At 38.9% G+C, this 26,451-nt stretch carries 21 protein-coding genes; 20 read left to right on the forward strand and 1 reads right to left on the reverse strand.

All coding sequences use genetic code 11. From position 1 onward, the window contains the following. Positions 1-23: 23 nt before the first annotated feature. Positions 24-1,130, reverse strand: coding sequence for a hypothetical protein (locus QCD85_RS20600; RefSeq protein ID WP_301263743.1), 1,107 nt, complete (start codon positions 1,128-1,130; stop codon positions 24-26). A 154-nt stretch (positions 1,131-1,284) separates the two neighbouring features. Here QCD85_RS20600 and QCD85_RS20605 point away from each other — a divergent pair, with 154 nt between their 5' ends. The 20 genes from QCD85_RS20605 to ftsA all read left to right on the forward strand — a co-directional run bounded on the left by QCD85_RS20605 (position 1,285) and on the right by ftsA (position 26,399). Then, complete coding sequence (locus QCD85_RS20605; RefSeq protein WP_301263744.1) at positions 1,285-2,289, forward strand: ketopantoate reductase family protein; 1,005 nt, start codon at positions 1,285-1,287, stop codon at positions 2,287-2,289. Then, positions 2,289-2,681: a DUF3397 domain-containing protein gene (locus tag QCD85_RS20610; RefSeq protein WP_273613093.1), complete on the forward strand. Its 393-nt coding sequence runs from the start codon at positions 2,289-2,291 to the stop codon at positions 2,679-2,681. The genes QCD85_RS20605 and QCD85_RS20610 overlap by 1 nt, the downstream gene beginning before the upstream one ends. 199 nt (positions 2,682-2,880) lie before the next feature. Next, entirely contained in the window at positions 2,881-4,548 is a 1,668-nt protein-coding gene (locus QCD85_RS20615) for a peptide ABC transporter substrate-binding protein (protein ID WP_273613092.1), read from the forward strand. A gap of 245 nt (positions 4,549-4,793) precedes the next feature. After that, positions 4,794-5,726, forward strand: coding sequence for an ABC transporter permease (locus tag QCD85_RS20620; RefSeq protein WP_301263745.1), 933 nt, complete (start codon positions 4,794-4,796; stop codon positions 5,724-5,726). Between the two features lie 48 nt (positions 5,727-5,774). Continuing rightward, complete coding sequence (locus QCD85_RS20625) at positions 5,775-6,650, forward strand: ABC transporter permease (protein ID WP_273616336.1); 876 nt, start codon at positions 5,775-5,777, stop codon at positions 6,648-6,650. 21 nt (positions 6,651-6,671) lie between these two features. Further along, positions 6,672-8,444: an ABC transporter ATP-binding protein gene (locus QCD85_RS20630; protein ID WP_204823264.1), complete on the forward strand. Its 1,773-nt coding sequence runs from the start codon at positions 6,672-6,674 to the stop codon at positions 8,442-8,444. A gap of 183 nt (positions 8,445-8,627) precedes the next feature. After that, positions 8,628-10,274, forward strand: coding sequence for a bacillithiol biosynthesis cysteine-adding enzyme BshC (gene bshC / locus QCD85_RS20635; RefSeq protein ID WP_301263746.1), 1,647 nt, complete (start codon positions 8,628-8,630; stop codon positions 10,272-10,274). A gap of 41 nt (positions 10,275-10,315) precedes the next feature. After that, complete coding sequence (locus QCD85_RS20640; RefSeq protein WP_301263747.1) at positions 10,316-11,575, forward strand: adenosylhomocysteinase; 1,260 nt, start codon at positions 10,316-10,318, stop codon at positions 11,573-11,575. A gap of 278 nt (positions 11,576-11,853) precedes the next feature. After that, the gene (gene mraZ / locus QCD85_RS20645; RefSeq protein ID WP_204823267.1) at positions 11,854-12,291 is read left to right on the forward strand and encodes a division/cell wall cluster transcriptional repressor MraZ; all 438 of its coding nucleotides are present in this window, start codon (positions 11,854-11,856) and stop codon (positions 12,289-12,291) included. A gap of 20 nt (positions 12,292-12,311) precedes the next feature. Beyond that, positions 12,312-13,277 (forward strand): 16S rRNA (cytosine(1402)-N(4))-methyltransferase RsmH, encoded by a 966-nt coding sequence (gene rsmH, locus QCD85_RS20650; protein ID WP_273613088.1) that lies wholly within the window; start codon positions 12,312-12,314, stop codon positions 13,275-13,277. A gap of 18 nt (positions 13,278-13,295) precedes the next feature. After that, positions 13,296-13,712 (forward strand): hypothetical protein, encoded by a 417-nt coding sequence (locus QCD85_RS20655; protein WP_273613087.1) that lies wholly within the window; start codon positions 13,296-13,298, stop codon positions 13,710-13,712. Between the two features lie 16 nt (positions 13,713-13,728). After that, entirely contained in the window at positions 13,729-16,212 is a 2,484-nt protein-coding gene (locus QCD85_RS20660; RefSeq protein ID WP_301263748.1) for a penicillin-binding transpeptidase domain-containing protein, read from the forward strand. Between the two features lie 111 nt (positions 16,213-16,323). Next, positions 16,324-17,811 (forward strand): UDP-N-acetylmuramoyl-L-alanyl-D-glutamate--2,6-diaminopimelate ligase, encoded by a 1,488-nt coding sequence (locus QCD85_RS20665; protein ID WP_301263749.1) that lies wholly within the window; start codon positions 16,324-16,326, stop codon positions 17,809-17,811. Next, positions 17,811-19,217 carry a UDP-N-acetylmuramoyl-tripeptide--D-alanyl-D-alanine ligase gene (locus QCD85_RS20670; protein WP_301263756.1) on the forward strand — a complete coding sequence of 469 codons (1,407 nt, stop codon included), beginning with the start codon at positions 17,811-17,813 and terminating at the stop codon, positions 19,215-19,217. The genes QCD85_RS20665 and QCD85_RS20670 overlap by 1 nt, the downstream gene beginning before the upstream one ends. A gap of 6 nt (positions 19,218-19,223) precedes the next feature. Continuing rightward, complete coding sequence (mraY, locus tag QCD85_RS20675; RefSeq protein ID WP_204823273.1) at positions 19,224-20,192, forward strand: phospho-N-acetylmuramoyl-pentapeptide-transferase; 969 nt, start codon at positions 19,224-19,226, stop codon at positions 20,190-20,192. Between the two features lie 3 nt (positions 20,193-20,195). Next, positions 20,196-21,674 carry a UDP-N-acetylmuramoyl-L-alanine--D-glutamate ligase gene (gene murD / locus QCD85_RS20680; protein ID WP_301263750.1) on the forward strand — a complete coding sequence of 493 codons (1,479 nt, stop codon included), beginning with the start codon at positions 20,196-20,198 and terminating at the stop codon, positions 21,672-21,674. A gap of 111 nt (positions 21,675-21,785) precedes the next feature. Then, positions 21,786-22,907, forward strand: a complete 1,122-nt coding sequence (gene murG / locus QCD85_RS20685) for an undecaprenyldiphospho-muramoylpentapeptide beta-N-acetylglucosaminyltransferase (RefSeq protein WP_273613083.1) — start codon at positions 21,786-21,788, stop codon at positions 22,905-22,907. A gap of 18 nt (positions 22,908-22,925) precedes the next feature. Further along, positions 22,926-23,831, forward strand: a complete 906-nt coding sequence (murB, locus tag QCD85_RS20690) for a UDP-N-acetylmuramate dehydrogenase (RefSeq protein WP_301263751.1) — start codon at positions 22,926-22,928, stop codon at positions 23,829-23,831. Positions 23,832-23,990: 159 nt separating this feature from the next. After that, on the forward strand, positions 23,991-24,776 hold the full coding sequence (locus tag QCD85_RS20695) for a cell division protein FtsQ/DivIB (protein WP_273613081.1): 786 nt from the start codon (positions 23,991-23,993) through the stop codon (positions 24,774-24,776). Between the two features lie 366 nt (positions 24,777-25,142). After that, positions 25,143-26,399, forward strand: a complete 1,257-nt coding sequence (gene ftsA / locus QCD85_RS20700) for a cell division protein FtsA (RefSeq protein ID WP_204823278.1) — start codon at positions 25,143-25,145, stop codon at positions 26,397-26,399. The last annotated feature ends 52 nt before the right edge of the window (positions 26,400-26,451 follow it).

Below are 26,451 nucleotides of genomic sequence, written 5' to 3' on the forward strand. Positions count from 1 at the left end.
TCCAGTACATACATGTTGTCCGATTAATTCAATGATAGCTCTAGCTGAATTTTCATGAGTTGTGGTTCTGTAGTTACAGCAGTAGCTTTTAAATAAGCTATAATTTGTTGTGGATAAAAACCAAGATCAAATTCGTTTTCAAGCATCCGGCAGGTGGTATCAGGCAATTGCAGACCATTAAAAACAAGCTTGTCTACATAAAATTGGATTGCATTTTGAGGCTGATTCACGATTTCGTAATGACCTGTAATATCCAAATCTAAATTGCCTTCTTTGCCATGAATACTCAATTGATTTTGTGCAAATTTGAATTGAAATGATTCTGGTAACTGACCTTGGACATGTAAAAATTGATTCAGTTGCTGCTCATCAATAGAGATGGTGTAATGTGTTCCACTAATCTGGATCGCCCCGGGCTGTGATTTCAAGTAATCCGGGAACTGCTGCATCGATATAGCAATAGCTCTGAAATATTTTTTAACTTCATACAGTCCAATATTTTTCCAATACTCATTCATTTCATTCATTAATTGACGAGCAATTTCAGGATTAGAACTTGTAGCAAGACTTTGATGAATCGATTGTTGCAAATTAGCTACACGTATACGCTGATTAGATAAATTACTGCTAATCTCTCCTAATTCTGTTGCTGTAGCATATAACTCATTTTTTTGTTGTGTAAGTTGTGTATACTGCTCTTGATAATCACTTAATAGCAACTGGTCATGATCAATAATCATTCGATAGTAATCGTAAAAAGCGATCATTCCCGACAGACTACCTGTAGATAAAAAAAGAGCCCAAAAATCATCTCTTTCTCCTGTATAATAAGAAACAAGCACAGAATCTGCTTGATGCCTTGCTTGTGACAATAGCTTTTCTTGATGATTCAAACTTTTTTCTAATTGAGTATATTTCGTTTGAGCTACATGTTGCTGATCTGTAATCCGTTTGATTTCTTGATCTAATTCATTCACAGATAGACTATTTTCTAATAACTGTCGTGTTGGTTCGTCTAATTGTGGTGGTGCTTCTAATGCTTGTGCTTGCGCCGAAGAGAGCAAACACTGCGAAGTTAGAGCTAAAGTCAAACAGAAGCAGACGATTTTAACCGAATATAAGTATTTCATAGATCGCCCCTCCTTAGCGCTTGGATATCTAAGCGCAATTTTTTACAATATTATTCCGAATAATGCATAATCTATCATTATTATAGCATCGTACGTATTACTGTTGAATATGAGTCTAATTATACCTATTTTAAAATGCATGGAGGTTACAAAATTGATTATTGATATTTTTGGAGCAGGAGCTATAGGATTACTTTTTTATAGCAAATTAATAAGTAATGATTCTTCAGCTATTATTCATTTGTGGACACGTACCGTAGAACAAGCATCTATTATGAATCAACAAGGTATAACGATCCAAACATCTACTATAGATCATCATAGTGAACCACAGTTATGGATTCCATCTGCTACACAAAATGCTTATGCAATCGATGAATTAAATAACTATTCTCATATACCCAAAGCGGATTATATATTAGTCACGGTTAAGCAGAAAGATATAACAGCAGATTTAGTTGGTAAAATTCAGCAACGAGCAGGGCAACATACTCGTATAATCTGTCTACAAAATGGAGTACGAACCGATAGCTTATGGCCTTCACCATGGCAGGTTTATGCAGCAATTACCACAGAGGGTGCTAAAAGAATGTCTATAAACGAAGTCCATTATACCGGTATAGGAAAAACGGTTATAGGTAGTCGAAGTAATCTTTCTAGTGCTAGAGTAGGTAATAAGACCAAATCAATAGATAAAGAAGAGCAACTATTAATACAACCTTTGCTAAACGAACTACAACAAGCAGGATTTGATATTCGGTTGTCGAATAATATCGATAAAGATATATATCGGAAGCTTATTATAAATGCTGTAATCAATCCATTAACAGCGATTTGGCGTATAATGAATGGTGAATTACTTGTTTCTGAACAGAGACTATTTGTAATGCAGCAATTGTATAATGAAGTTATTGAAGTATATCAAGCCGCAGGAATAGAGAGTTCTTCTTTATGGTGGGAAGAGATTTTAGAAGTATGTCGTGCTACATCTACCAATACATCATCTATGCTTGCAGATGTATTACAAGGTAAAACAACAGAAATAGAGTGGATTAATGGTAGTATTATTAAAATGGGTCAAGATTACGGTATAGCCACACCCGCAAATTACTGGGTATACCATTTAGTTGAGGCTATGAATAGACAGGAGGATAATTGATGGGGGTATTTTTGGGATTATTATTGAACGGGTTTATCTTTTTAAGTCTAGTTCCATTTATTCCATTTGTATTAACATATGTGATTAATAGGCTAAAAGGTAAAGAAAAGAAACCAGCGATAGGTATGGCTATGGATGTAACCACTCCTTTTTTATATATTTCTGTAGCCGCTTTGTTCAATAATACATTCAATACCAAAACAGGATTCTATATTTTCTTATTGATTTTATTGTTAGGGATTGGTCTAATTGGTGGTGCACAAAACCGATTAAAAGGAAAAGTGGACTACAAACGATTATTTCGTGCCGTTTGGCGTGTTTCTTTTTTATTGTTGAGTATAGGTTACATTGCTTTATTGATTACTGGTATTCTGCAATACATAACACAATAATTTTGTCGAAAAATGGAATATATTTGCTTGATGTTAGGTATTCGACCGTGACGTGAAGCATAATATACGCTTAAATGTGACAGTTTTATATAAAATAACGAAAAAAAGATGATTTTTTAAATATAAGTTATAGATTTTTTTGACCACTGGTTGTATAATTTAAAAGCATATACCACATTTTTTAGGGGGAAACTGCTAGATGAAGAGAAAAAGTTGGTTAGTACTTATGGCGCTTGTCATGGCGTTCGGAACTTTGCTTGCAGCTTGCGGCAGCGGTTCTAGCAACACAGGAACAAGTGGAGAATCAGGAGATGGCACTACAGCAGCAGCTCAAGACTTACACATTAACATGAGCGCTGAGCCTCCAACGTTTGATCCAGCTCAGGCAAAAGATAGTCAAACAAATACTGCCTTGAGACTAATGTATGAAGGTCTTACACGTCCAGGTACAGATGGTAATCCTGTTCCAGGCGTTGCTGAAAAATGGGATGTTTCTGAAGACGGATTGAAATATACTTTCCATCTTCGTGATAATGCACAATGGAGTAACGGCGAACCTGTAACAGCTAAAGATTTCGCTTATGCTTGGGAACGCGTTCTAAGCCCAAAAACAACTCCAGCATCTGAGTACGCTTACCAACTTTATTACATCAAAAATGGACAAGAATTCAACGAAGGAAAAGTTAAAGATTTCGCTGATGTTGGTGTTAAAGTCGTAGATGACAAAACACTAGAAGTGACTTTGGCTAATCCAACTTCTTACTGGTTGGGATTGACTTCTTTCTACACGTACTACCCTGTTAATCAAAAGAATGTAGAAGCTAACCCACAATGGGCTTCTAAAGCGGATACAATGATTACTAACGGTGCATTCAACTTAACAACTTGGACAACAGGTCAAGAATTGGCTTGGACAAAAAATGCTAAGTATTGGGATGCTTCTAGTATTAAATTAAATACAATCACTTCTTCATTGGTTAACTCTGGAGCTACTGAGTTCTCAAGTTACCAAAGTGGACAATTGGATTATGCTGGAGCACCTACTGGTGAAATTCCAACAGACCAAATTCCAGCTGCAAAACAACAATACCCAGATCAATTCCAAGCTAAAGGTATTGCAAGTACGTACTACTACTTGTTTAACGTTAAAGAAAAACCATTTAACAACTTGAAAATCCGTCAAGCATTCTCTATGGCGATCAACCGTCAAGCGATTGTAGACAACGTAACATTGGGTGGACAAATTCCAGCTTATGGTTATGTACCACCAGGAATCAAAGGTAACAACGAAGAATTCCGTACAGAGTACAAAGATAGCTACTTCACAGAAGATGCTGCTAAAGCTAAACAATTGCTAGCTGAAGGTATGAAAGAAGAAGGTTATACTACTCTTCCTGAAATTACTTTGATTTACAACTCTAGTGAAGCTCACCAAAAAATTGCTTTGGCAATTGCTGATATGTGGAAAAACAATCTTGGTGTAAGTGTTAAAACACAAAACCAAGAGTGGAGCGTGTTCTTGGATAATCGTCAAAGTGGTAACTACCAAATCGCACGTGCAGGTTGGACAGCGGATTATAACGATCCTATGACTTTCTTGGATATGTGGATGACTGGTAATGGCAACAATGATGCAAAATACAGCAATCCTGAATATGACAAATTGTTGAAAGATGCGCAAGCAACTCAAGATAATGCTAAACGTATGGATGATATGTCTAAAGCAGAAAAAATTCTAGTGCAAGATGATATGGCTATGATGCCAATCTATTACTACACTAGCGTTTCATTAGTTAAACCAAATCTTAAAGGTATATTTGTAGACTTTAGTGGTGCAATTGACTTTACTCGTGCTTATTTCCAATAATTAAGTAAGATTTCGGTTTAATGATTGCAGCGGGATATGTATGTGTGGATTCTCCATCCATATATATCCCGTTTTTGCGTGTTTATCATTTTTCCATATATTGCTATTCTAAACATGATAATTTCAAGTTCTACTTGTTATCTATTAGATGAAGTTTTAAAATGAAAAAGTTGTTGAATAATGACGAGCTGTTTTTAAACATATTCAATAAACTAGAAAATGTGATAAAGGAGGTTCTTGGGGAAATGGTTCGTTATATCGCCAGTAAATTTTTGTATATGCTGTTATCATTGTTCATTTTGGCATCAGCTACATTTTTCCTGATGAAAGCTATACCTGGTAATCCGTTTATGTCAGAAAAAAATGTACAGCCTCAAATCAAAGAACGTCTAATGGAGCAGTATGGATTAAATAAACCAATTGCTGAACAGTATTTACAGTACCTAGGAAATTTAGTTAAAGGTGATTTGGGGATTTCGATGAAATACCAAAATCAGGAGGTTACACAACGTATTGCTGATACATTCTCACCTTCATTACAAATCGGTATTTTCGCTATTATTATTTCGATTGTAGCGGGTATTGTATTGGGATTAATCGCTGCACTTTACCATCGCAAATTAATTGATAATGTAGCTATGATTATTGCTGTATTAGGTATCGCTGTTCCGAGTTTTGTATTGGCAACATTGATCCAGTATATTTTTGCTCTAAAACTAGGTTGGTTTGATGTTATGGGCTTTAATGAACCAAGTGACTTTGTACTTCCAGTTATAGCACTTGCTGTTCAACCGATTGCATTTATAGCACGATTAACTCGTTCAAGTATGCTAGAAGTATTGAATGCAGATTATATCAAAACAGCTAAAGCAAAAGGTCTAAATGGTTTTACCATTATGACTAGACACGTTGTACGTAATGGTATTCTTCCAGTAGTTACGTATGTAGGTCCTATGACTGCAAATATCGTAACGGGTTCTGTTGTTATCGAGCAAATCTTCGGTATCGGCGGTATTGGTAGAGTATTCGTAGATAGTATTACTAACCGTGATTATACAATGATTATGGGAGTAACTATTTTCTATGGTGTGTTGTTGATGCTTGCTCGTTTTGTTACAGATATTTTATATGTGCTGGTAGATCCGCGGATCAAATTATCAGGTCGGAAGGGGAGCTAAACGTTGTCAGCTAGCGGAAACAAAAACAATCAAAATGCGACTACAGATGTGGTCGGCGAACCAATCGCACTGCAACAGGAAAGTATCTCTTTATGGCAGGATGCTTGGATTCGTTTAAAAGGTAATAAAGTAGCTATGTTTAGCTTGGGTACTTTGATTCTTATTATTATCGCTTCGATCGTTGGACCAATGATCTCTGCTTTTAACTATTACTCTAATGATTTGATGAATACTAATAAGCCACCTTCTGGAGTTCACTGGTTTGGTACAGATAACCTTGGACGTGATATGTGGGTTCGTACCTGGATGGGTGCACGAATCTCTCTTATCGTAGGTTTGGCAGCAGCAGCAATTGACTTAATTATCGGTATTATTTATGGTGGAATCATGGGTTACTTCGGTGGCCGTGTAGATAACATTATGAACAAATTTTCCGAAATTCTTTATTCTATTCCTTATTTGCTAGTTGTTATTCTATTGTTGGTTGTATTTGAGCCAGGTTTGGGAACAATTATCGTTGCTTTGACTGTAACAGGTTGGATTACGATGTCCTGGATCGTTCGTGGTGAAATTATGCAACTGAAAAGTAGAGACTTCGTATTAGCAGCTCGTTCTATGGGTGCAGGTGCTGGACGTCAATTGTTCAAACATCTTTTGCCTAATGCTTTGGGTCCTATTATCGTTACTGTAACTCTTTCTGTACCAAGTGCTATCTTCTCTGAAGCATTTTTGAGTTTCTTGGGTCTAGGTGTACAGGCTCCTGTCGCTTCGTTGGGTTCTATGATCAATGATGCATTAACAGGATGGAATTTGTATCCTTGGCGTATGTGGTTCCCGGCTGCTCTAATCTGTTTGACAATGCTTGCATTTAACTTGCTAGGCGACGGTCTTAGAGACGCATTGGATCCAAAATTGAGAAAATAAAATCTATAGGAGGTGGAACAAGTGGAGAAAATCTTAACAGTAAAGAATTTAAGCGTATCCTTTCAAACGCGTGCTGGTGAATTTGATGCGGTAAAAGATGTCAATTTTGAAATTGGCAAAGGCGAAACGCTAGGTATTGTTGGGGAATCCGGTAGTGGTAAGAGTGTAACAGCTCAAACAATTATGCGTCTGATTCCTTCTCCGCCTTCTAAGATCAAAAGTGGAGAGATTGAATTCCTAGGTCAAAGTCTACTTGCTAAAACGGATAAACAAATGGAAGCAATTCGTGGTAAAGATATCGGTATGATTTTCCAAGATCCGATGACTTCCTTGAATCCAACAATCAAAGTAGGTAAACAAATTACAGAAGTATTGCGTAAACATCAAAATATGTCTTCTGCTCAAGCTAAAGAAAGTGCGCTTGAAATGTTACGACTGGTTGGTATCAAAAATTCTGATGTTCGTTTTAATCAATATCCTCACCAATTCTCTGGTGGTATGCGCCAACGTGCGATGATTGCAATCGCTCTAGCTTGTCGTCCATCATTGCTAATTGCGGATGAGCCTACAACAGCACTAGACGTAACGATTCAAGCTCAGATCCTTGATCTGATGAAAGATATGCAACAAAAATTGGGTACTTCAATCATTTTGATTACCCATGACCTTGGTGTAGTAGCAGGTATGTGTGATCGCGTGGTTGTTATGAAAGAAGGCGATGTTGTTGAAACAGGAACAACTGCTGAAATTTTCAAAAACCCTCAACATCCATATACACAACGTTTGCTTAATGCATTGCCACGTTTGGATGAGCCTAAAAAACCTAAATTAGCGTCTGCTAAACTTAATCTAGACCCACGTAAACCGTTGGTTGAAGTAAAAGGATTAAAACAGCATTTTAATTTAGGTAAAGGTAATATCCTTAAAGCGGTTAATGATATTAGCTTCAACATCTACGAAGGTGAGACACTTGGAGTTGTAGGAGAATCTGGTTGTGGTAAATCAACAACAGGTCGTACGATTCTTCGTTTATACGAACCTACCGGTGGTAGTGTGAAGTTTAACGGAACAGACATTTATGATCTGTCTCCACGCAAAATGAAAAACATGCGTAAAGATATGCAAATGATTTTCCAAGATCCATATGCTTCTTTGAACCCTCGTTTTAATATTATGGACATTATCGGTGAGTCTCTAGATATTCATGGTCTGGTGAATAGCCGTGCTGAACGTAAAAAACGTGTAGAAGAATTGCTGGATATGGTAGGCTTGAACCCAAGTCATGCTCTTCGTTATCCTCATGAATTCTCCGGTGGTCAAAGACAACGTATCGGGATTGCTCGTGCACTTGCTGTAGATCCTAAATTTATTATCTGTGATGAGCCATTGTCTGCTTTGGACGTATCGATTCAAGCACAGATTGTTAAATTGCTAGAAGAACTACAACAACGTCTTGGATTGACTTATTTGTTTATTGCGCATGATTTATCCATGGTAAAACATATCAGTGACCGTGTAGCGGTTATGTATATGGGTAAAATTGTAGAATTGGCTGAAAGTGAAGAACTGTATGCTAATCCTCTACATCCTTACACCAAAACTTTGCTATCTGCGATTCCTATTCCTGATCCAGAAGTAGAAGCAAATAAACGTAGAATCTTATTGCCTGAAGAACATCTTGCCGCTTCTCAAGAAGCAGCAGCAACTTTGGCAGCTAAAGATCCGTTTAATTTAGAAAATTCTCAGTTGATCGAAGTATCTGAAGGTCACTGGGTTTCTCAACCTTCTGCTTAATTTATACTTTCAAATCAAAAAACCGCCATTTGCTGGCGGTTTTTTGGTTGTTACTAAAAATATTCAAATATTTTAAGAATAGCTTTTGACTAAACAGTACTAACTTCGTTACAATCAAATAAGATTTAATAAGTTACGATTAGTAACAATCAAAAGCAATAGCGATGAGGAGGACTTCACCCCATGAATGTGATTCCGGAGAGCCTACCCGCGAATCAGCCGCTCGCTGAGCGGTACATCAATGATTTTGCATCGGTAAGCAGTTTGTATAATATGAATGTCTCTGATCCACAAACATGGATCAAACGTGCAGAATGGCTGGATCAGAGTAAAGACTGCCGAATCGACCGTGGAGCTTTAGTTGACTGCTTAACCATATATAACGGTAAGTACAATAATCATGAAGCTGTACAGCAATCTTTAGCAACACTACGAACAGATGAAGCACTTGTGATGGTAGGTGGACAACAAAGCGGACTATTTACAGGGCCACTGTTAGTCATTTACAAAGTGATTACATTGTTAGCATCTGCGCGTGAAGCGTCACAGCGTCTACAACGTCCAATCGTACCTGTATTCTGGATAGCAGGTGAAGATCATGACTGGGATGAAGTGAATCATACGTATCTACCTGATCAAGATGGAGCGGCTGTGAAAATTCGCTTAGATCATGAACGTGGTGGACATTCACCGGTGAGTCGTACATTTATTCATGAACAGAATACTGAACATATTTTGAATCAATTTGAAAGTCTGTTACCGGATACTGAAAATAAAAATCAATGGACACAGACATTGCGAAATATTATGGAGCATGCTACAGATTTGAGTAGTGCATTTGCTGAACAATTGGGTCTTTTATTTGGCCGTTTTGGATTGGTACTCATCGATTCAGATGATGCTGCTATTCGTCGCTTAGAAATTCCAGTATTTCGTCAATTGATAGAACATAATGATAAATTGACGCAAGCATATATGTCTGCTGCTGAGCAAGTAAGACAGTATGGATATGAAGAACAAGCGACAGTAGATGAAGAAAGTGCTAATTTGTTCTATATCCATAGTGATGAAGTATATACCAACGAACGTTTGTTATTGTTCAAACGCAATGGGATGTTTACAGATCGTAAAGGATTAGTTGTTTTTACCAAACAAGAGTTGTTACAGTTGTTAGAGCAATATCCAGAACGGTTTAGCAACAATGTATTAACACGTCCTTTGATGCAGGATTCATTATTCCCTGTACTTAGTACCATTTTGGGAACAGGCGAGATTGCATATTGGGCGTTAACAAAACAAGCATTTCCTGTCTTGAATCTACAAATGCCTCCGATTGTTCCTAGAATGTTATTTACAATGGTGGAAGAAAAAGTTAAAATTTTGATGCAACAGTATCAATTAACATTTGATGATGTCAGACAACGCTTTGATGATATTCGTCAGACCTGGTTAAGTGAGCAAGAAGATTATCATTTAGAAAAAAGATTCACTACATTCCGCGAGCAATTTCAACAATTGTATGCGCCTTTTGTAGACTCTTTGCATGAGATCGATCCTTCATTACCGCATCTCGGAGAAACGACTCAGCATAAGATTGATTTGCAAATTGATTATTTGTACCGCAAAAGTCAAAATGCGATAGCACGTCAACATCAGACAGGATTACAACGTTTGGATCGAATCGCGTATGCGTTGTATCCGTTTGGCAAGCCGCAAGAACGTACGATCAACAGCTATTACTATCTTGGACGTTACGGAGAGCGCTGGATCGATCAATTGTTAACCCTTGAGCCTGATTTTAACGGTTCGCATCGTCTTGTTTATTTATAAAAATAGGTTATCTATTCCAACTAACAAAGGAGAACTGTACAATGACATCATCTATTCAAGCAAGTATTGTTGCCGATATGGCACTTGCTCCTGAGGGACATCTTAAAATTGATTGGGCATCTTCTCATATGCCGGTATTAAATCGTATTCGAGCAGAATTTGAAAGAGATTTACCTTTCAAAGGTTTGAATGTAACGATCTGTTTGCACTTGGAGGCTAAAACCGCTTATTTGGCTAAAGTTATCCAAGCCGGTGGAGCTAATGTCACTATTACAGGTAGCAATCCCTTGTCTACACAAGATGATGTATGTGCAGCTTTGGTAGAAGACGGTATTACTGTATTTGCAAAATATAATCCAGGTGTTGAAGAATATAAAAGCTTAAACTTAAAAGCGTTAGAAGCGAAGCCTGATCTGATTATTGATGATGGTGGCGATCTGATTACATTTTTGTATGGAGAACGTCCTGATCTATTATCAACAATTCGTGGTGGAGCAGAAGAAACCACAACTGGAATCATCCGCTTAAAAGCTTTACAAAAAGAAGGAACGCTGAAAATTCCGATGGTTGCTGTAAATGATGCGTATTGTAAGCATCTATTTGATAACCGTTATGGAACAGGACAATCCGCTTTTGATGGTATTATTCGTACAACCAACTTAATTATTGCAGGTAAAACAGTTGTAGTAGTAGGTTATGGCTGGTGTGGTAAAGGTATAGCGATGCGTGCTAAAGGTTTGGGTGCTAATGTTATCGTAACCGAGGTTGATCCAATCAAGGCGGTAGAAGCACATATGGACGGCTTTGGTGTGATGCCGATGAATGAAGCTGCCAAGCATGGTGACTTCTTTATTACAGTAACAGGAAATAAAAGTGTTATTGCAGGCGAGCACTATGACGTGATGAAAGATGGCGCTGTGATTGCAAATGCTGGACATTTTGACGTTGAAGCGAATAAGCCTGATCTAGCATCTCGTTCTCAATCGATTCGTACAGTTCGCAAAAATATTGAAGAATACAAATTGACTGATGGACGCCGTATTTATCTGCTTGCAGAAGGTCGTCTGGTTAACTTGGGAGCAGCAGATGGTCATCCGGTTGAAATTATGGATATGACTTTTGCTTTGCAAGCAGTAGGTCTTCGTTATGTGAGCGAACACTATGAGCAGTTGGAAGCAGGAGTGATCAGTGTGCCTTACGAACTGGATGAACAAGTGGCACGCTTTAAACTAGAAAGTCTAGGTATTCATATTGATACATTGACTGAAGAACAAAAATTATATTTAGATAGCTGGTCATAATCTGTAAGCAATCTTAATATATTTAAAAAATAAAATAAAAGTTACTCATGCATAACAAAAAGAACTGATTTTTCCGATAAAGAGAAATCAGTTCTTTTTTATGCCTATTTTTGCAAATGAATTGGCTGATTTACATAAAATAAAATTTTTCAGTATTTTTCTAAAAAAAATGATATTAAAAAAGGATTTTGATTTTCTGCGTCGAATCTATTATGCTTATGGTAGTGGTGGATAGTGGGACAAAGTGGGAGACTATGGTTAAGAGGAGTGAAACGTCAATGTTTATGGGAGAATTTCAACATAGCATTGATGAAAAAGGTCGGATTATTATTCCTTCCAAATTTCGTGAACAACTCGGAACTTCGTTTGTAGTCACCCGCGGATTGGATCATTGTCTATTCGTCTATCCTATGGAGGAGTGGTCCCTCCTTGAGCAAAAGCTCAAATCTCTACCGCTGATGAAAGCGGATGCCCGTGCATTTAGTCGTTTTTTCTTCTCCGGTGCAACCGAAGTGGAATGGGACAAGCAGGGCAGAGTCAATCTGCCGGGAAATTTACGGCAGTATGCCAAACTCGAAAAAGAGTGTGTTATTATTGGCGTTTCGAATCGGGTAGAGATTTGGAGTAAAGAAACATGGTCAGAGTATTATGATACTTCTGAACAATCTTTTAATGAAATTGCAGAAAAGCTGGTTGATTTTGATTTCGACCTGTAATCGTCCGGGAGGTTTACATCTTGTTTCATCACATCACAGTATTAAAAGAAGAAGCGACAAAAGCACTTCAGGTTAAGCCTGATGGTATTTACGTTGACTGCACACTCGGGGGAGCTGGTCATAGTTCAGTTATTGCTGCTGAACTTGGAGCAGGCGGAAGACTAATAGCTTTTGATCAAGATGATACGGCACTTGCCAATGCGAAAATAGTACTTGCACCTTATGAAGATCGAGTAACGTTGATCAAAAGCAATTTCCGTCAATTGGAAGAGTCGCTATTGGCAGCAGGAGTACCGGTCAAAGATGGAGTTCCGCAAGTAGATGGCATTTTGTTCGATCTTGGCGTTTCTTCACCTCAATTCGACGACGGTGACAGAGGATTCAGCTATAACCATGATGCAACTTTGGATATGAGAATGGATCAATCTGCCGAACTCACAGCCAAAACTATAGTGAATACTTGGCCGGAAGAAGAAATCGCCCGCATTTTATATCGATATGGTGAAGAAAAATTTTCAAGACGGATTGCTAAAGTCATTGTTGCCAAGCGAAGTATCCAGCCGATCGAAACAACGGGGGAACTGGCTGAACTTGTCAAAGAAGGCATTCCAGCAGCAGCAAGAAGAACAGGGGGACATCCTGCGAAACGGAGTTTTCAAGCACTTCGTATTGCTGTAAATGATGAATTAGGTGCTTTTGAAGAAGCTCTTCATCAAGCAGTACGTTGTCTAACGCCTGGGGGAAGAGCAGCGGTTATCACGTTTCATTCTTTAGAAGACCGTATTTGCAAACAAATTTTTGCGGAATATGTGGAAAAAAACGTCTCACCACCTGGTTTTCCAGTCTACGTTAGTACTGGTGGAGAACTGAAGTTGATTAATCGCAAACCAATCCTTCCTTCGGAAGAAGAATTGGAAGAAAATTCGCGTGCAAGATCGGCTAAATTGCGTGTTGCCGAAAAGGTGGAAAAACAAACGAAAACTTAATTTAGAGGAGACGGATCAATGGCTTATACGCGCGGCAATCTAGCTGTCAAAGAACAATCGGCTGAAAAAGCTGCTCGACGATATCGTGAGACTACAAAGGTAGTCCTACGTCGTAGCGCACTCCCAACGAAAGAAAAGCTGCTTTATTTGATGACTATCATTTTTTGTGCGACAGTAGCAAGTGTAATTGTTTTTCAATATGCACATATCTATGAAGTGAATAAAAATATTCAAAGTATGGATAGTGAAACGGCAAGTATTAAAAAGCAAACGACACAAAACGAAATTCGCAAATATTCGTTACAAGATCAAATTGTTGAACGTGCCACTGCTCTAGGTTACATAGAGCCTACGGATACGGCTCCGATCCAAGTATCTCGGGTAAAGGGAACAGAAGCAACAACCTCGACGACGGATGAGACACAAGGCAAGTAAAACGGGGGAAACAACAGTGAATAAGAGAATAAAACTTCGTACTTTATTTATAGGGGGATGTATTACCCTCTTTTTTGCTGTACTGATTATTAAAGTATTCTGGCTACAAGTGGTTCAAACAGGTGTTTGGACGGACAAAGCTATTAAACAATGGACAGCTAACAGCGATATTTCAGCTAAGCGTGGTACGATTACAGACCGTAATGGTAATGATCTAGCAATGGATGCTCCGGCTTATAATGTTGCTCTTAATCCTAAAATCATCGCTAAGTATGGGATTAAAAGTGATGTTGTAAGTCAGCTTCATGCTATTTTAGGCACTGATGAAGTAGAAATTGAAAAGCAAGCCACTTCGGTTATAACCAGTGGTGATAATATCGGTCAACTCTTCACATGGCGTGAGCTTAATTCAGGTGGTCGTCTGATCGATCAAGAAAAAGCAGATCAAGTCAATGCTTTTATCAAACAGCTAAAAGAAAAAACTGGTCAAAAATGGGATGTAGGTGTGTATTTAAGCGCTGATTCCAAACGCTTTTATCCTAAAAATGAACTTGCTTCTCATGTGATAGGTTTTACGAACAAAGATGGCAACGCTGTTGCGGGAATTGAAGCGTATTATGATGAAAAGCTTAAAGGGACAGATGGTCATATTCAATATCTTCGTGATAAACAAGGAGATAAATTACCAGATTCCAAAGATGTCTATACTCCTGCTAAAGATGGAGATAATCTGACGTTAACGATTGATGAGACAATTCAGTATTATATTGAACAAGCTATGAAAGATGCTTATGAACAATTGAAACCTGAAAGTATTACAGTGATTGCAGCAGATCCTAATACGATGGAAATTCTAGGTATGGCAAATATGCCAACTTTTAATCCTAATAAGTTTAATGAAGTTACCGATCCTAAAGATTTCCGTAATCTGGCTATCAAAGCGATCTATGAACCAGGTTCTACATTTAAGATTGTTACTCTTTCTGGAGCAGTACAAGAAAATTTATTCAATCCTAATGCTAAATATCAATCAGGTTCTATTCGAGTAGGTGGATATACTTTACATGATTTGAATCATAGCGGATGGGGACCGATTAGTTACTTGGAAGGATTGAAACGTTCAAGTAACGTAGCTTTTGTTAAGCTTGGTTATGAAATGCTTGGTGCAGAACGTTTGCGTAAATATATCGATTCGTTTGGATTTGGAGAACAGACAGGCATCGAATTGCCTGGTGAAGCTAAAGGTGCAATAAACTTCCATCCTAATATTCCGACAGAAGTAGCAACCGCTGCTTACGGACATGGATTGGTACAAGTGACACCCATTCAACAGTTAGCCGCTATTTCTGCGGTAGCCAATGGTGGGAAATTATTAACACCACATCTAGTCAAATCGATCACTGATCCCAATACAGGTGTCACTGAAAATACACAGCCTAAAGTCGTTCGTCAAGTGATTGACCCGGCAACTTCTGAAAAAGTACGTGGTTATCTGGAACAGGTCGTTTCGGATCAGGAAATTGGAACAGGTCGTCATGCTTATATTGATGGTTATCGTGTTGCAGGTAAAACAGGTACTGCTATTAAAGTTATCAATGGTAAGTATGATTATACGAAGCAAGTGGTATCTTTTGTAGGATTTGCACCTGCTAATGATCCTAAGATCGCTATGATCGTAGTGATTGACCAACCGTCAGATTCGAAGCTAGGCGGAGGTACAGCAGCAGCTCCGGTATTTAAAAAAATCGTGAGTCAAGTATTGCCGTATATGGGTATTTCCAAAGTCTTTGACGATGGTGAAACAAAACCTAAAGCAGAAGTGGCTTCTAAAAAACTAATGGCTTCCTATACTGCTCCTACACTAACAGGTAAAATGCTTGCAGATGCGAAGAAAAAATTGCTTGCAGATGGTATTTCCTATACAACAGTAGGATCAGGTACAAAAGTCGTCAAACAGTATCCAGCTAGTGGAGCAGCTATGACAGGCGGACAAACCATTTATTTGATGACAGAAGATCCAACCAAAATGAGTATTCCTGATCTAAAAGGTGAATCTTTGCGGGATGCTCTGCAAATCTTATCGTTGATGAAAGTAGAAGTAACAGCGACAGGCGAAGGATATGTATCTGAACAGGTAGAGTCTTCTAGTAGTGGTAGACGATCTGTAACACTTACACTTAAATCTGCTCGAGCAACAGTCACAGGAGTCGATGATACAGAAGAAGATCCAGCGACTTCAGTTGAAGCCACCACACCAAAAGATGGAGCAACAGACAGTACAGAATCTACATCTTCTGAAGGGTCTTCAACAGACAAAGATACTTCTACAGATCCAAATGCTACAGAATCAAAAGATACAACATCTTCCGATACCAAAACAGATTCTGGCACTACCACTGAAAGCAGTACGGGTAGTAAGGGTAAATCGGAAAGCAGTACAGAGCAAAGCCCTACAAGTAGTCTTAAAATTCCAGAGCCTACCGGGGCGCCAACGAATTAATGTAATCTACGATCACCCGGCATCATCAGCAAAGATAGAGTGCAACTGACTCTATCTTTTGTCTGCTATTTGTCGGGTATCGTTATTAATATTTAGAAAAGAGGTAAAACTATGCTTTTGTCAGAAGCAGCACATCTGCTGATCACATCTCAAGTGCTAGGTGATGTTCACACAAAAATATCCGGTATGGAGATTGATTCTCGCAAAGTGAAGTCAGGTGATCTGTTTATCTGTCTGCCTGGTTTTACAGTAGATGGACATGATTATGCCGCTCAAGCGATTCAAAAAGGTGCTACTGCCTTAGTAGTAGAACGTCAACTTGAATTAGATATTCCACAATTGATCGTTAGTAGTTGCCGTCACGCGATGGCTGTATTATCTGATCATTTTTTTGAATATCCAAGTAGAACGTTAAATATGATCGGAATTACAGGAACAAATGGTAAAACCACAACTTCTTATCTGATTGAGCGTATTATGAATGATGCGCATATCAATACAGGGTTGATTGGAACTATTGAAATGCGTTATAACGGTACAGCAACACCTATGCCTCGTACAACACCAGAAGCGTTAGAATTACAACGTTTGTTACACGAAATGGTGCAAGCAAATGTAAAAAGTTGTGTGATGGAAGTATCCTCTCATGCTCTAGAGCAAGGAAGAGTAAAAGGAACAGATTACCGTACAGCTATTTTTACAAACATAAGTCAAGACCATCTCGATTATCATGAGACGATGGAAGAGTACATTGCAGCCAAAGGGCTGTTTTTTGCACGTTTGGGGAACCGTTATGAAATAGATCCTGCAAAGCGTAAATATGCTGTTTTGAACAACGACGATCCTGCTGCTGAATATTTCCGTAAAATTACAGCGGCAGATGTGATTACATATGGAGTCGATCATCCTGCTGATGTATATGCTTCACAGATTAGAATTACATCTCAAGGCACGACTTTCCAAGTGGATACGTTTAAAGGCAATACAGAAATCACACTTCAAATGGTCGGTAAATTCAATGTTTATAATGCTTTAGCAGCGATCACAGCTGCTCTCATTGAGAATATTCCGTTAGAACACATAAAGTCTAGTCTTGAACAGATTGCTGGTGTAGATGGGCGTGTAGAGTCTGTAGATGGCGGTCAACCTTTTGCAGTGATTGTGGATTACGCTCATACACCGGATGGATTGGAAAATGTATTGCGTACGATCAATGAATTTGCAGAAGGTAATATTATTACTGTTTTTGGATGCGGTGGTGATCGTGATCGGAGCAAACGACCTTTGATGGGACAGATTGCTGCTAAATATAGTGATTATGTATTGATAACTTCAGACAATCCGCGTACAGAAGAACCAGCTACTATTTTGGAAGATATTCAAAAAGGATTAGAAGAGCAACAGATTGCTACAGACAAATACGAATCTATTGTTGATCGCAGACAAGCGATTGAAAAAGCGGTTGAAATGGCTAAGCCAGGAGATGTAGTATTGATTGCGGGAAAAGGTCATGAGACGTATCAGATTATCGGTCAACAAACATTGGATTTTGATGATCGGTTGGTAGCCAAAGAAGCGATAAGGGGTCTTTACAAGTGATAAATACAACACTCGGTCAAATAGCCGATATATGTGGTGGACAGCTTCAAGGTTCAGCAGATGTTCGTTTAAAAGGCGTTAGTATTAACTCCCGTCAATTGGTTGAAGGCGGATTATTTATTCCTATCGTTGGTGAAAAGTTCGATGGACATGAATTTGTGACATCAGCCTTAACTGAAGGAGCTGTAGCTTCATTATGGCAACATAATCATGGAACGCCACCGTCTGGAAATATAGTCATTGTTCAAGATACTTTGCAAGCACTACAACAACTAGCTGAAGCGTACGTTCAACAAACAGGTGTGAAAGTAGTCGGTATTACAGGTTCGAATGGTAAAACGACAACAAAAGATATCGTTTATGCTTTGCTAGCAGAAGCTTATCAAGTGCACAAAACAGAAGGTAATTTCAATAATCATATAGGATTGCCTTTGACCATATTAGCAATGCCTGAACAGACTGAAATCTTGATTTTAGAAATGGGTATGAGTGGACGCGGTGAGATTGAACTGCTATCAAATATCGCTCATCCAGAGACAACGATTATTACCAATATTGGTGAATCTCATCTTCAGCAATTGGGCAGTCGGGAAGAAATCGCACGTGCGAAATTAGAAATTGTCAGTGGATTACGTTCAGAAGGCTTACTTGTCTATTTAGGTGATGAACCTTTATTAAAACAAATTTTGGCGGAACCCGCATTTGAGCAAAAAGAGATGCGTAAAATAACATTTGGGCTAGATCATACGAACAATGTGTATCCAACAGGCGTAATGTTTCAAGGTAAACATACTGTTTTCACAACAAATAGTGAAGCAGACGAAGCATGGACATTGCCTTTGCTAGGTATGCACAATGTGACTAATGCTTTAGCAGCGATAACAGTAGCTCAACATTATGGGGTCACAGCAGAACAGATCCGTCAAGGCTTATCCAAGCTACAACTGACAGGAATGAGAATTGAGATCATTCAAGGTCGTAATGGAATCACTTTGTTAAATGATGCTTATAATGCAAGTCCTACTTCAATGAAAGCCGCTATAGACGTATTAGGTAATCTCAAAGGATATCATCGTAAAATTGCAGTACTCGGTGATATGTTAGAGTTGGGCGAAGAGGAAGCGATATATCATCAGGAAGTAGGAAAATATATCGATGGACAAGCAGATCTGTTATTCACGTATGGTGTGCTTGGACAACAGATAGCTAATGGAGCTGCTAAAGTATTAGATGCTTCTCAGATTCATTCTTATCTTTCCAAACAAGAACTGATTAACGATCTATTGCAAATGGCTCAGGAGAAAGATGCTATTTTATTTAAAGCATCGCGCGGGATGAAGTTAGAAGAAGTCGTACAGGCGCTGATGCCTGATTCAACAAGTAACGCAGAGGCGCTGGAGGAGTAAAACGACATGGATTTTCGAATATTATTTTTAACAGCAGCAGTTTCATTTGTATTGGCAGTGATTGCTGCACCGCTTTTAATTCCGGTATTGCGCCGTATGAAGTTTGGACAGCAAGTACGTGATGATGGCCCACAGAGTCATTTGAAAAAAGCAGGCACGCCGACTATGGGCGGTATTATCATTATGATTGCTTTTACATTAGCGTACGTAAAATTTTCTGTAGTAGATACTAACTTCTGGGTGTTATTGGTGGCTACACTTGGATTCGGGTTAGTAGGGTTTTTGGATGACTTTATTAAAATTGGTTTGAAACGTTCACTTGGACTAACAGCAAAACAAAAGTTGTTTGGACAGTTGTTATTTTCTGCAATTGTCTGTTATATTTTGCTCAAAAGCGGACATAGCACAGCACTAGGTATTCCTGCTACATCGTTTTCATTTGATTGGGGTCCTTGGTTTTATTATCCATTTATTGTGATTATGTTGCTGGCGATCAGTAATGCAGTTAACTTTACCGATGGATTAGACGGATTATTGTCCGGGGTAAGTGCGATAGCTTTTGCAGCGTATGCAGTAGTAGCGGTTCAAGCGACTTCACCTGCGGCAGCAGTATGTGCAGCAGCTATGATCGGTGCTGTGATCGGATTTTTAATATTTAATATGCATCCAGCTAAAGTATTTATGGGTGATATGGGTTCTTTAGGTATCGGCGGAGCGATTGGTGGCATAGCGATTGTAACCAAAAGCGAATTGCTCTTTTTAATTATTGGTGCTGTTTTCGTGATTGAATTGCTGTCTGTTGTAATACAGGTTGTATCTTACAAAACAAGAAACGGGAAACGAGTCTTTAAGATGGCGCCGATTCATCATCATTTTGAATTGTCAGGTTGGTCTGAATGGCGTGTAGTAACTACATTCTGGGCAGTTAGTCTAGTATTAGCAGTGATCGGAATTTATTTGAGCAAGGGGTTGTAATACATGAATGATCCTGAGACATATCGTGGACAACAAGTGATCGTAATCGGATTAGCACGAAGTGGCGTAGAAGCAGCCAAAGCTTTGCATCGTCTGGGAGCCATCGTAACGGTTAACGATTTGAAGCCAAGAGAACAATCACCAGAAGCAGCAGAGTTAGAAGCTTTGGATATTCAAGTGATTTGTGGAGGGCATCCTGAAGGTTTGATTCATAAAGGGATCGCTCTTATGGTCAAAAATCCAGGTATTCCTTATACAGCTCCTCCAATCAAACAAGCACTCGATTTAGGGATAGAAGTGATCACAGAAGTTGAATTAGCTTATCGTATCTCTGATGTGCCTATGATTGGGATTACAGGATCTAACGGTAAAACGACCACAACAACATGGGTAGGCAAAATGTTGGAAGCTAATCATCTTCATCCTATCGTAGGTGGTAATATAGGGATTCCATTATGTGAAGCTGTTAGTGACGCTCAGCCAGAGAATTGGATCGTAGCCGAATTAAGTAGCTTTCAATTGAAAGGCACACGTGATTTCAATCCGAAAATCGCTTGTCTGTTAAATGTAGCAGAGACACATCTGGATTATCATGGTTCGATGGATGATTATGTTTCTTCCAAACGTAAAATTTTTGAAAATCAAGGCAAAGACGATACAGCAATCATTAATTGGGATGACAGTTATTGCCGTAGCCTTGTGCCTTATATTCAAGCAGGTACTTTAATTCCATTTTCGATCACAGAGAACTTGGGCAATTATATAACAGCAGCCAAGCCATCCGCTTCAGCTACACATTCACCATTATCAGCAGGGTTATACGTATCTCCTGCCTATATTCCAGAAATGGAAGATGAATTACCGCGTACAATGATGTATTGTGATCAAGATGGAGAAGTGGCTATTTTACCTGTACATGAATTGGGTATACCTGGTCGTTACAATGTAGCCAATGCGTTAGCAGCTTGTGCGATTGCTATTACAGCTGGATGTCGTCCTCAAGATCTGGCTGATGTCTTACGTGATTTCCGAGGTGTAGAACATCGCTTAGAATATGTAAAAGAACATGATCAAGTGCAGTATTATAACAATTCCAAAGCAACCAATGCCAAAGCAACGATTACAGCATTATCCGCTTTTCAAGATAAAGGCATTGTGCTGATTGCTGGTGGTCTGGATCGTGGTTCTGATTATAAGGATTTGTTACCTGTATTTCAGCAACAGGTTAAAGCGTTAGTTGTTTTGGGACAGACCCGTCACAAATTAGCTAAAGTAGCAGAACTTGCAGGAATTACAAAAGTGCAAATTATCGAAGAATCAGAGCAACCAGAACTAGCTATCAAGCAAGCAGTAGAGCAAGCGGCAATGTTTGCTGAACCGGATAATATTGTATTATTATCTCCTGCATGTGCAAGCTGGGATATGTTCTCGTCTTATGAAGAACGTGGTCGTGCTTTTAAAGAAGCTGTACACCAGCTATAAGGTTCAACTGAGATAAGTAGCATAAAACGTACATCTACTTTACAATAGATCATTCAGCTACTTAACGAATAAATAACAATAATGAAATTTGAATTAAGGAGGTGATTTATCATGCGGGTCGTATTGACCGGCGGAGGTACAGGTGGTCATATCTATCCAGCACTTGCGATTGCTCAGCAGTGTGAGACCGAAGGATTAGATGCTGAATTTTTGTATATTGGTGGCAAAAGAGGATTGGAAAACAAAATTGTTCCTGAAGAAAAAATCCCTTTTGAATCTATTGATATTACCGGTTTTAGACGCAAGTTATTTTCTTTAGAAAATTTCAAAACGATAAATCGCTTCATTCAGGGTGTGAAAACTTCAAAACAGTTACTTAAAGAATTTAAGCCTGATGTAGTCATAGGAACAGGTGGCTATGTATGTGGACCTGTAGTATATGCCGCTGCCAAGCTTAAAATACCAACTATTGTACATGAGCAAAATGCGATTCCTGGATTAACGAATCAATTTTTGAGTGGATATGCAAGTACAGTAGCTGTAAGTTTTCAAGATTCAGTGAATCGTTTTCCGCGTTCAAAGCATGTGATGTTTACAGGCAACCCGCGGGCGACTATGGTACAAAATGCAAATCGTGAACGTGGACTTGCTTCCTTAGGTCTACCTGCTGATGCACAGATTGTATTAGTTGTAGGAGGTAGCAGGGGCGCTAGAGCACTTGTAGAAGCAATGGTTCAAATTGCTCCTTTGCTCAAACAAAACAATCCAGCAGTACATTATGTATTTGTAACAGGCGAAATTTATTACGAAGAAATTCGTGAACGTATTCGAGATGCTGTAGGATCATTTCCTTATTATCTTCATGTACTTCCGTATATTCCTAATATGCCCGAAGTTCTAGCAGCTACTTCGTTGTTAGTCGGTCGTGCAGGTGCTTCTTCGTTGGCTGAGGTCACTTCATTAGGTACGCCATCTATATTAATACCGTCACCTAATGTTACAAATAATCATCAAGAAGCTAATGCTTGGGCTTTACAAAAAGCAGGCGCAGCAGAAGTATTATTAGAGCGTGAGTTGACAGGGGAATCATTGTTAGCTCGAATAGATAAAGTAATGAGTGATGAAGAGGTTAGACAGAACATGTCCAAAGCAGCAACAAGCTTGGGTACACCTCAATCTGCATTTTTGATTGTTGAAGAAATGAAGCGTTTGTCAGGTGTTCTGTCCCGCTAGAAGGGGGAAGTTAACAAAATGCAGCAGTGGATGAATCTTTTATCCCAGCATGCTGTCGGTCAAGTTCTTATCAATGAACCGTTAGCAAAATATACAACATGGAGAATTGGCGGCCCTGCTGATGTACTGGTGATACCCAGCAATCAAGATGAGCTAAGTACACTTATGACTATTTTGCATGAGCATGATATTCAATGGACACAGCTAGGACGAGGTTCTAATCTTTTAGTCGCAGATAAAGGAATTCGCGGAGTGGTTATCAAATTAGGCGAAGGTTTTGATTACGCTAGATTTGAAGAAGATCGGATTATCGCAGGTGGTGCACACTCTGTCGTCAAACTTTGTGTTTTAGCTGCTAAAAAAGGATTGTCTGGTCTTGAATTTGCTGGCGGTATTCCGGGGTCTGTAGGTGGCGCTGTCTATATGAACGCAGGAGCTCATGGATCAGATACATCTAAGATTTTGCAGTCTGCTCGAATAGTTCTTCATGATGGACAAATCGTGAGCTATAGCGTAGAAGATATGCAATATGCTTACCGTCATTCGATTTTGCAAGAACAACCTGGAATCGTTGTTGAAGCCTCATTTCAAATGAAAACAGGCGATCGCGATACCATTATGGCTGAAATGAATAAACATAAAGATCGTAGACGGATTACACAACCTTTACAGCAACCTTCAGCAGGAAGTGTTTTCCGCAATCCACCTGGAGATCATTCTGCTCGCTTAATCGAATCAGCAGGACTCAAAGGGTACCGGATTGGTGGAGCCGAAATATCGACTCAACATGCTAACTTTATTGTAAATGTGGGACAAAGTACCGCAGCTGATGTATTAGAGTTAATATCACATGTGCAACAAGAAGTATCTAAACAGTTTGGCGTACAACTTCAACCTGAAGTATATCTGATGGGTGAAAAGTAAAAGTGAACCGTATCAAACCGTAGCCAAAGCACATTTAGGTATTCAGCATTCTGCATGATATAATGACAAAGACTTTATTTCAGACAAGTGGATGACTGAATTCAGTTGGTACAAAAGACTATATTGAATAAAACCTAAAAAAGATTTGTGGAGATCGCTATGGTAAAGCAAAAATTAACTGTTATTCCAAATAACAAACCGGCTGGCAATCGGAGACCTTCTTTTAATCCAAAAATAACTCGTAAAACGCGACTGATTATTTTATTGTCGCTTATCCTTTTAGTCGTAATCGGAATTGTATTTTGGTTTTCGCCTATTGGTAAAATATCTCAGATCACGTTTAAAGGAAATACGTTTACAGCCAAAACCGATTTGTTAAATGTAAGTGGATTGGCGAAAGGAAATGCTTTTTTTGGTACATCGGCTACAACGATCGAAAAGCGATTATTAACGATCAGTTCGATCCAAGATGCAGAAGTAATCAAGCATTTTCCAGGTCAAATTGATGTGACGATCAAAGAATATCCTGTAGTTGCTTATGAACTGCAAGATTCAGGAGAACTCACAGCTATTTTACAAAGTGGAGCTTTGGTAAGAGCAGATACACGCGGAGTGGCTGTTGAAAAACCTGTGCTTACAGGATGGTCTGATTTTGAAGCTCAGAAAGTGCAATTATGCAAAGTATTAGGGACTATTCCTAATGAGTTGTCTTCTGATATTTCTGAAATTAGTCCTTCACCAACGCCTTCGTTTCCAGACCGGATCAAAATCTATACACGTTCTCGCTTTGAAGTGATCACAAGTGTGTCACTTTTGGCAGACAAAGTAGAGTATCTAAATCAGGTTATCGAGACTCAACCGCCAGGTGTCATTACAATGCTTGAAGCAGATGCCTATACGCCTTTCAACCCGGAAGACGTAGCAGATCAGGAAGTTGCACCGTAAGATTTAGCCTTTTGTAATCGATAAATGCGAACGTTTTGTAAAATCATATAGATACAATACTTTCTGCAATGACCGAAAGATGCTAGAATGAAAGTTGTAGATATTAAAGTTTTGTAAACTTTTAAAAATTTACGGTGAAAATAGCCTACCTGATCGTTTTTTCTTCAACCTTTTTATAATGCAAACCAGTGTTCAAAAAGTTTGGAGAAAAAAGAGGGAAAGCATATGTAATGTTGAATATTAATGTAGAGAGCAATTTTGGGAAACAATTTATTTCGGAAATTCAATTTCCAACACATAATGGTGTGATTCTAAAATATTCGAATACACCGTTTTTATTACAGGATAGCGGGAGGTGCCTAGGGCTTGAGCAACAATGACATCATTGTTAGTTTGGACATCGGTACATCCAAAGTTCGTGCTATTATCGGGGAAATCAACAATGGAACCTTTAATATTATTGGAGTTGGATCTGCCGACTCGGAAGGAATTCGCAAAGGTGCGATCGTAGATATTGATCAAACTGTGCAATCCATCCGTAGTGCTGTTGATCATGCTGAGCGTATGGTCGGCATTCAGATATCTGAAGTTATCGTTGGTATTTCAGGCAATCATATCGGACTTCAAACGAGCCACGGAGTAGTTGCCGTATCCAATGAAGATCGTGAGATTGGTGAAGAAGATATCGAACGTGTTTTGAAAGCGGCAGAAGTAATCGCTCTGCCACCTGAACGGGAAATTATTGACGTTGTTGCTAAACAGTACGTGGTAGATGGGTTAGAAGGAATTCAAGACCCGCGCGGAATGATTGGTGTTCGTCTAGAAGTAGAAGCTACTATTATTACAGGTGCTAAAACTTCGATCCATAATCTTCTTCGTTGTGTAGAAAAAGCAGATTTGCGTATCAAAGATCTTGTATTGATTTCATTAGGTGCAGGTCAATTGGCTTTGTCCAAAGATGAAAAATCGATGGGATCGATTCTAGTTGATATTGGTGCAGGTTCATCTACTATTGCAATCTTTGAAGAAGGTTCGCTTAAAGCGACATCAACTTTACCGATTGGTGGAGAATTTGTAACGAACGATATCGCTTATGGATTACGCACATTAACAGAGCATGCTGAAAAAGTAAAACTGAAATATGGTTGTGCATTGATAGATGATGCTGCATCTGATGTAGTATTCAAAGTTATGCGTATTGGCAGTAACGTAGACAAAGAATTTACACAGCAAGATTTAGCAGCCATTATTGAGCCTCGTGTGCAAGAAATTTTTCAACTGATTCGTCAAGAAGTCACAAGACTCGGTTATCAAGAGCTTGCTGGTGGTTATATACTGACAGGAGGTACAGTTTCAATGCCGGGCGTTTTGGAAGTAGCTCGCGAAGAACTGGCAGCTTCTGTAAGAATAGCAGTTCCTGATTATATTGGTGTACGTGATCCTGCTTATACAAGCGGGGTAGGCATTTTGTACAATGTCATCCGCAATATCCGTGGTGGTGGAAGCACGGCTGGAGCTAACAAAAAAGCACCAGCACGTAACAAAACAACCTCGACCCCGGAAAGCAGTGCCAAGCCGGGCTTGATTGAACGGTTAAAAAATATGTTCAGTGAGTTTATATAAGCTAGAGTTCAATATTATATTGAAACAAGCTATTCATGGACAACGAGGGGGA

The organism is Paenibacillus sp. PsM32, assembly GCF_030433815.1.
In the GTDB taxonomy this organism is placed as follows: domain Bacteria; phylum Bacillota; class Bacilli; order Paenibacillales; family Paenibacillaceae; genus Saccharibacillus; species Saccharibacillus kyungheensis.

Coding starts and splice junctions, on each gene's coding strand:
- QCD85_RS20600 (WP_301263743.1), bottom strand. CDS start 1,130: ATGAAATACTTATATTCGGTTAAAATCGTCTGCTTCTGTTTGACTTTA.
- QCD85_RS20610 (WP_273613093.1), top strand. CDS start 2,289: ATGGGGGTATTTTTGGGATTATTATTGAACGGGTTTATCTTTTTAAGT.
- QCD85_RS20615 (WP_273613092.1), top strand. CDS start 2,881: ATGAAGAGAAAAAGTTGGTTAGTACTTATGGCGCTTGTCATGGCGTTC.
- QCD85_RS20620 (WP_301263745.1), top strand. CDS start 4,794: ATGGTTCGTTATATCGCCAGTAAATTTTTGTATATGCTGTTATCATTG.
- bshC (WP_301263746.1), top strand. CDS start 8,628: ATGAATGTGATTCCGGAGAGCCTACCCGCGAATCAGCCGCTCGCTGAG.
- QCD85_RS20640 (WP_301263747.1), top strand. CDS start 10,316: ATGACATCATCTATTCAAGCAAGTATTGTTGCCGATATGGCACTTGCT.
- mraZ (WP_204823267.1), top strand. CDS start 11,854: ATGTTTATGGGAGAATTTCAACATAGCATTGATGAAAAAGGTCGGATT.
- QCD85_RS20655 (WP_273613087.1), top strand. CDS start 13,296: ATGGCTTATACGCGCGGCAATCTAGCTGTCAAAGAACAATCGGCTGAA.
- QCD85_RS20665 (WP_301263749.1), top strand. CDS start 16,324: ATGCTTTTGTCAGAAGCAGCACATCTGCTGATCACATCTCAAGTGCTA.
- mraY (WP_204823273.1), top strand. CDS start 19,224: ATGGATTTTCGAATATTATTTTTAACAGCAGCAGTTTCATTTGTATTG.
- murD (WP_301263750.1), top strand. CDS start 20,196: ATGAATGATCCTGAGACATATCGTGGACAACAAGTGATCGTAATCGGA.
- murG (WP_273613083.1), top strand. CDS start 21,786: ATGCGGGTCGTATTGACCGGCGGAGGTACAGGTGGTCATATCTATCCA.
- murB (WP_301263751.1), top strand. CDS start 22,926: ATGCAGCAGTGGATGAATCTTTTATCCCAGCATGCTGTCGGTCAAGTT.
- QCD85_RS20695 (WP_273613081.1), top strand. CDS start 23,991: ATGGTAAAGCAAAAATTAACTGTTATTCCAAATAACAAACCGGCTGGC.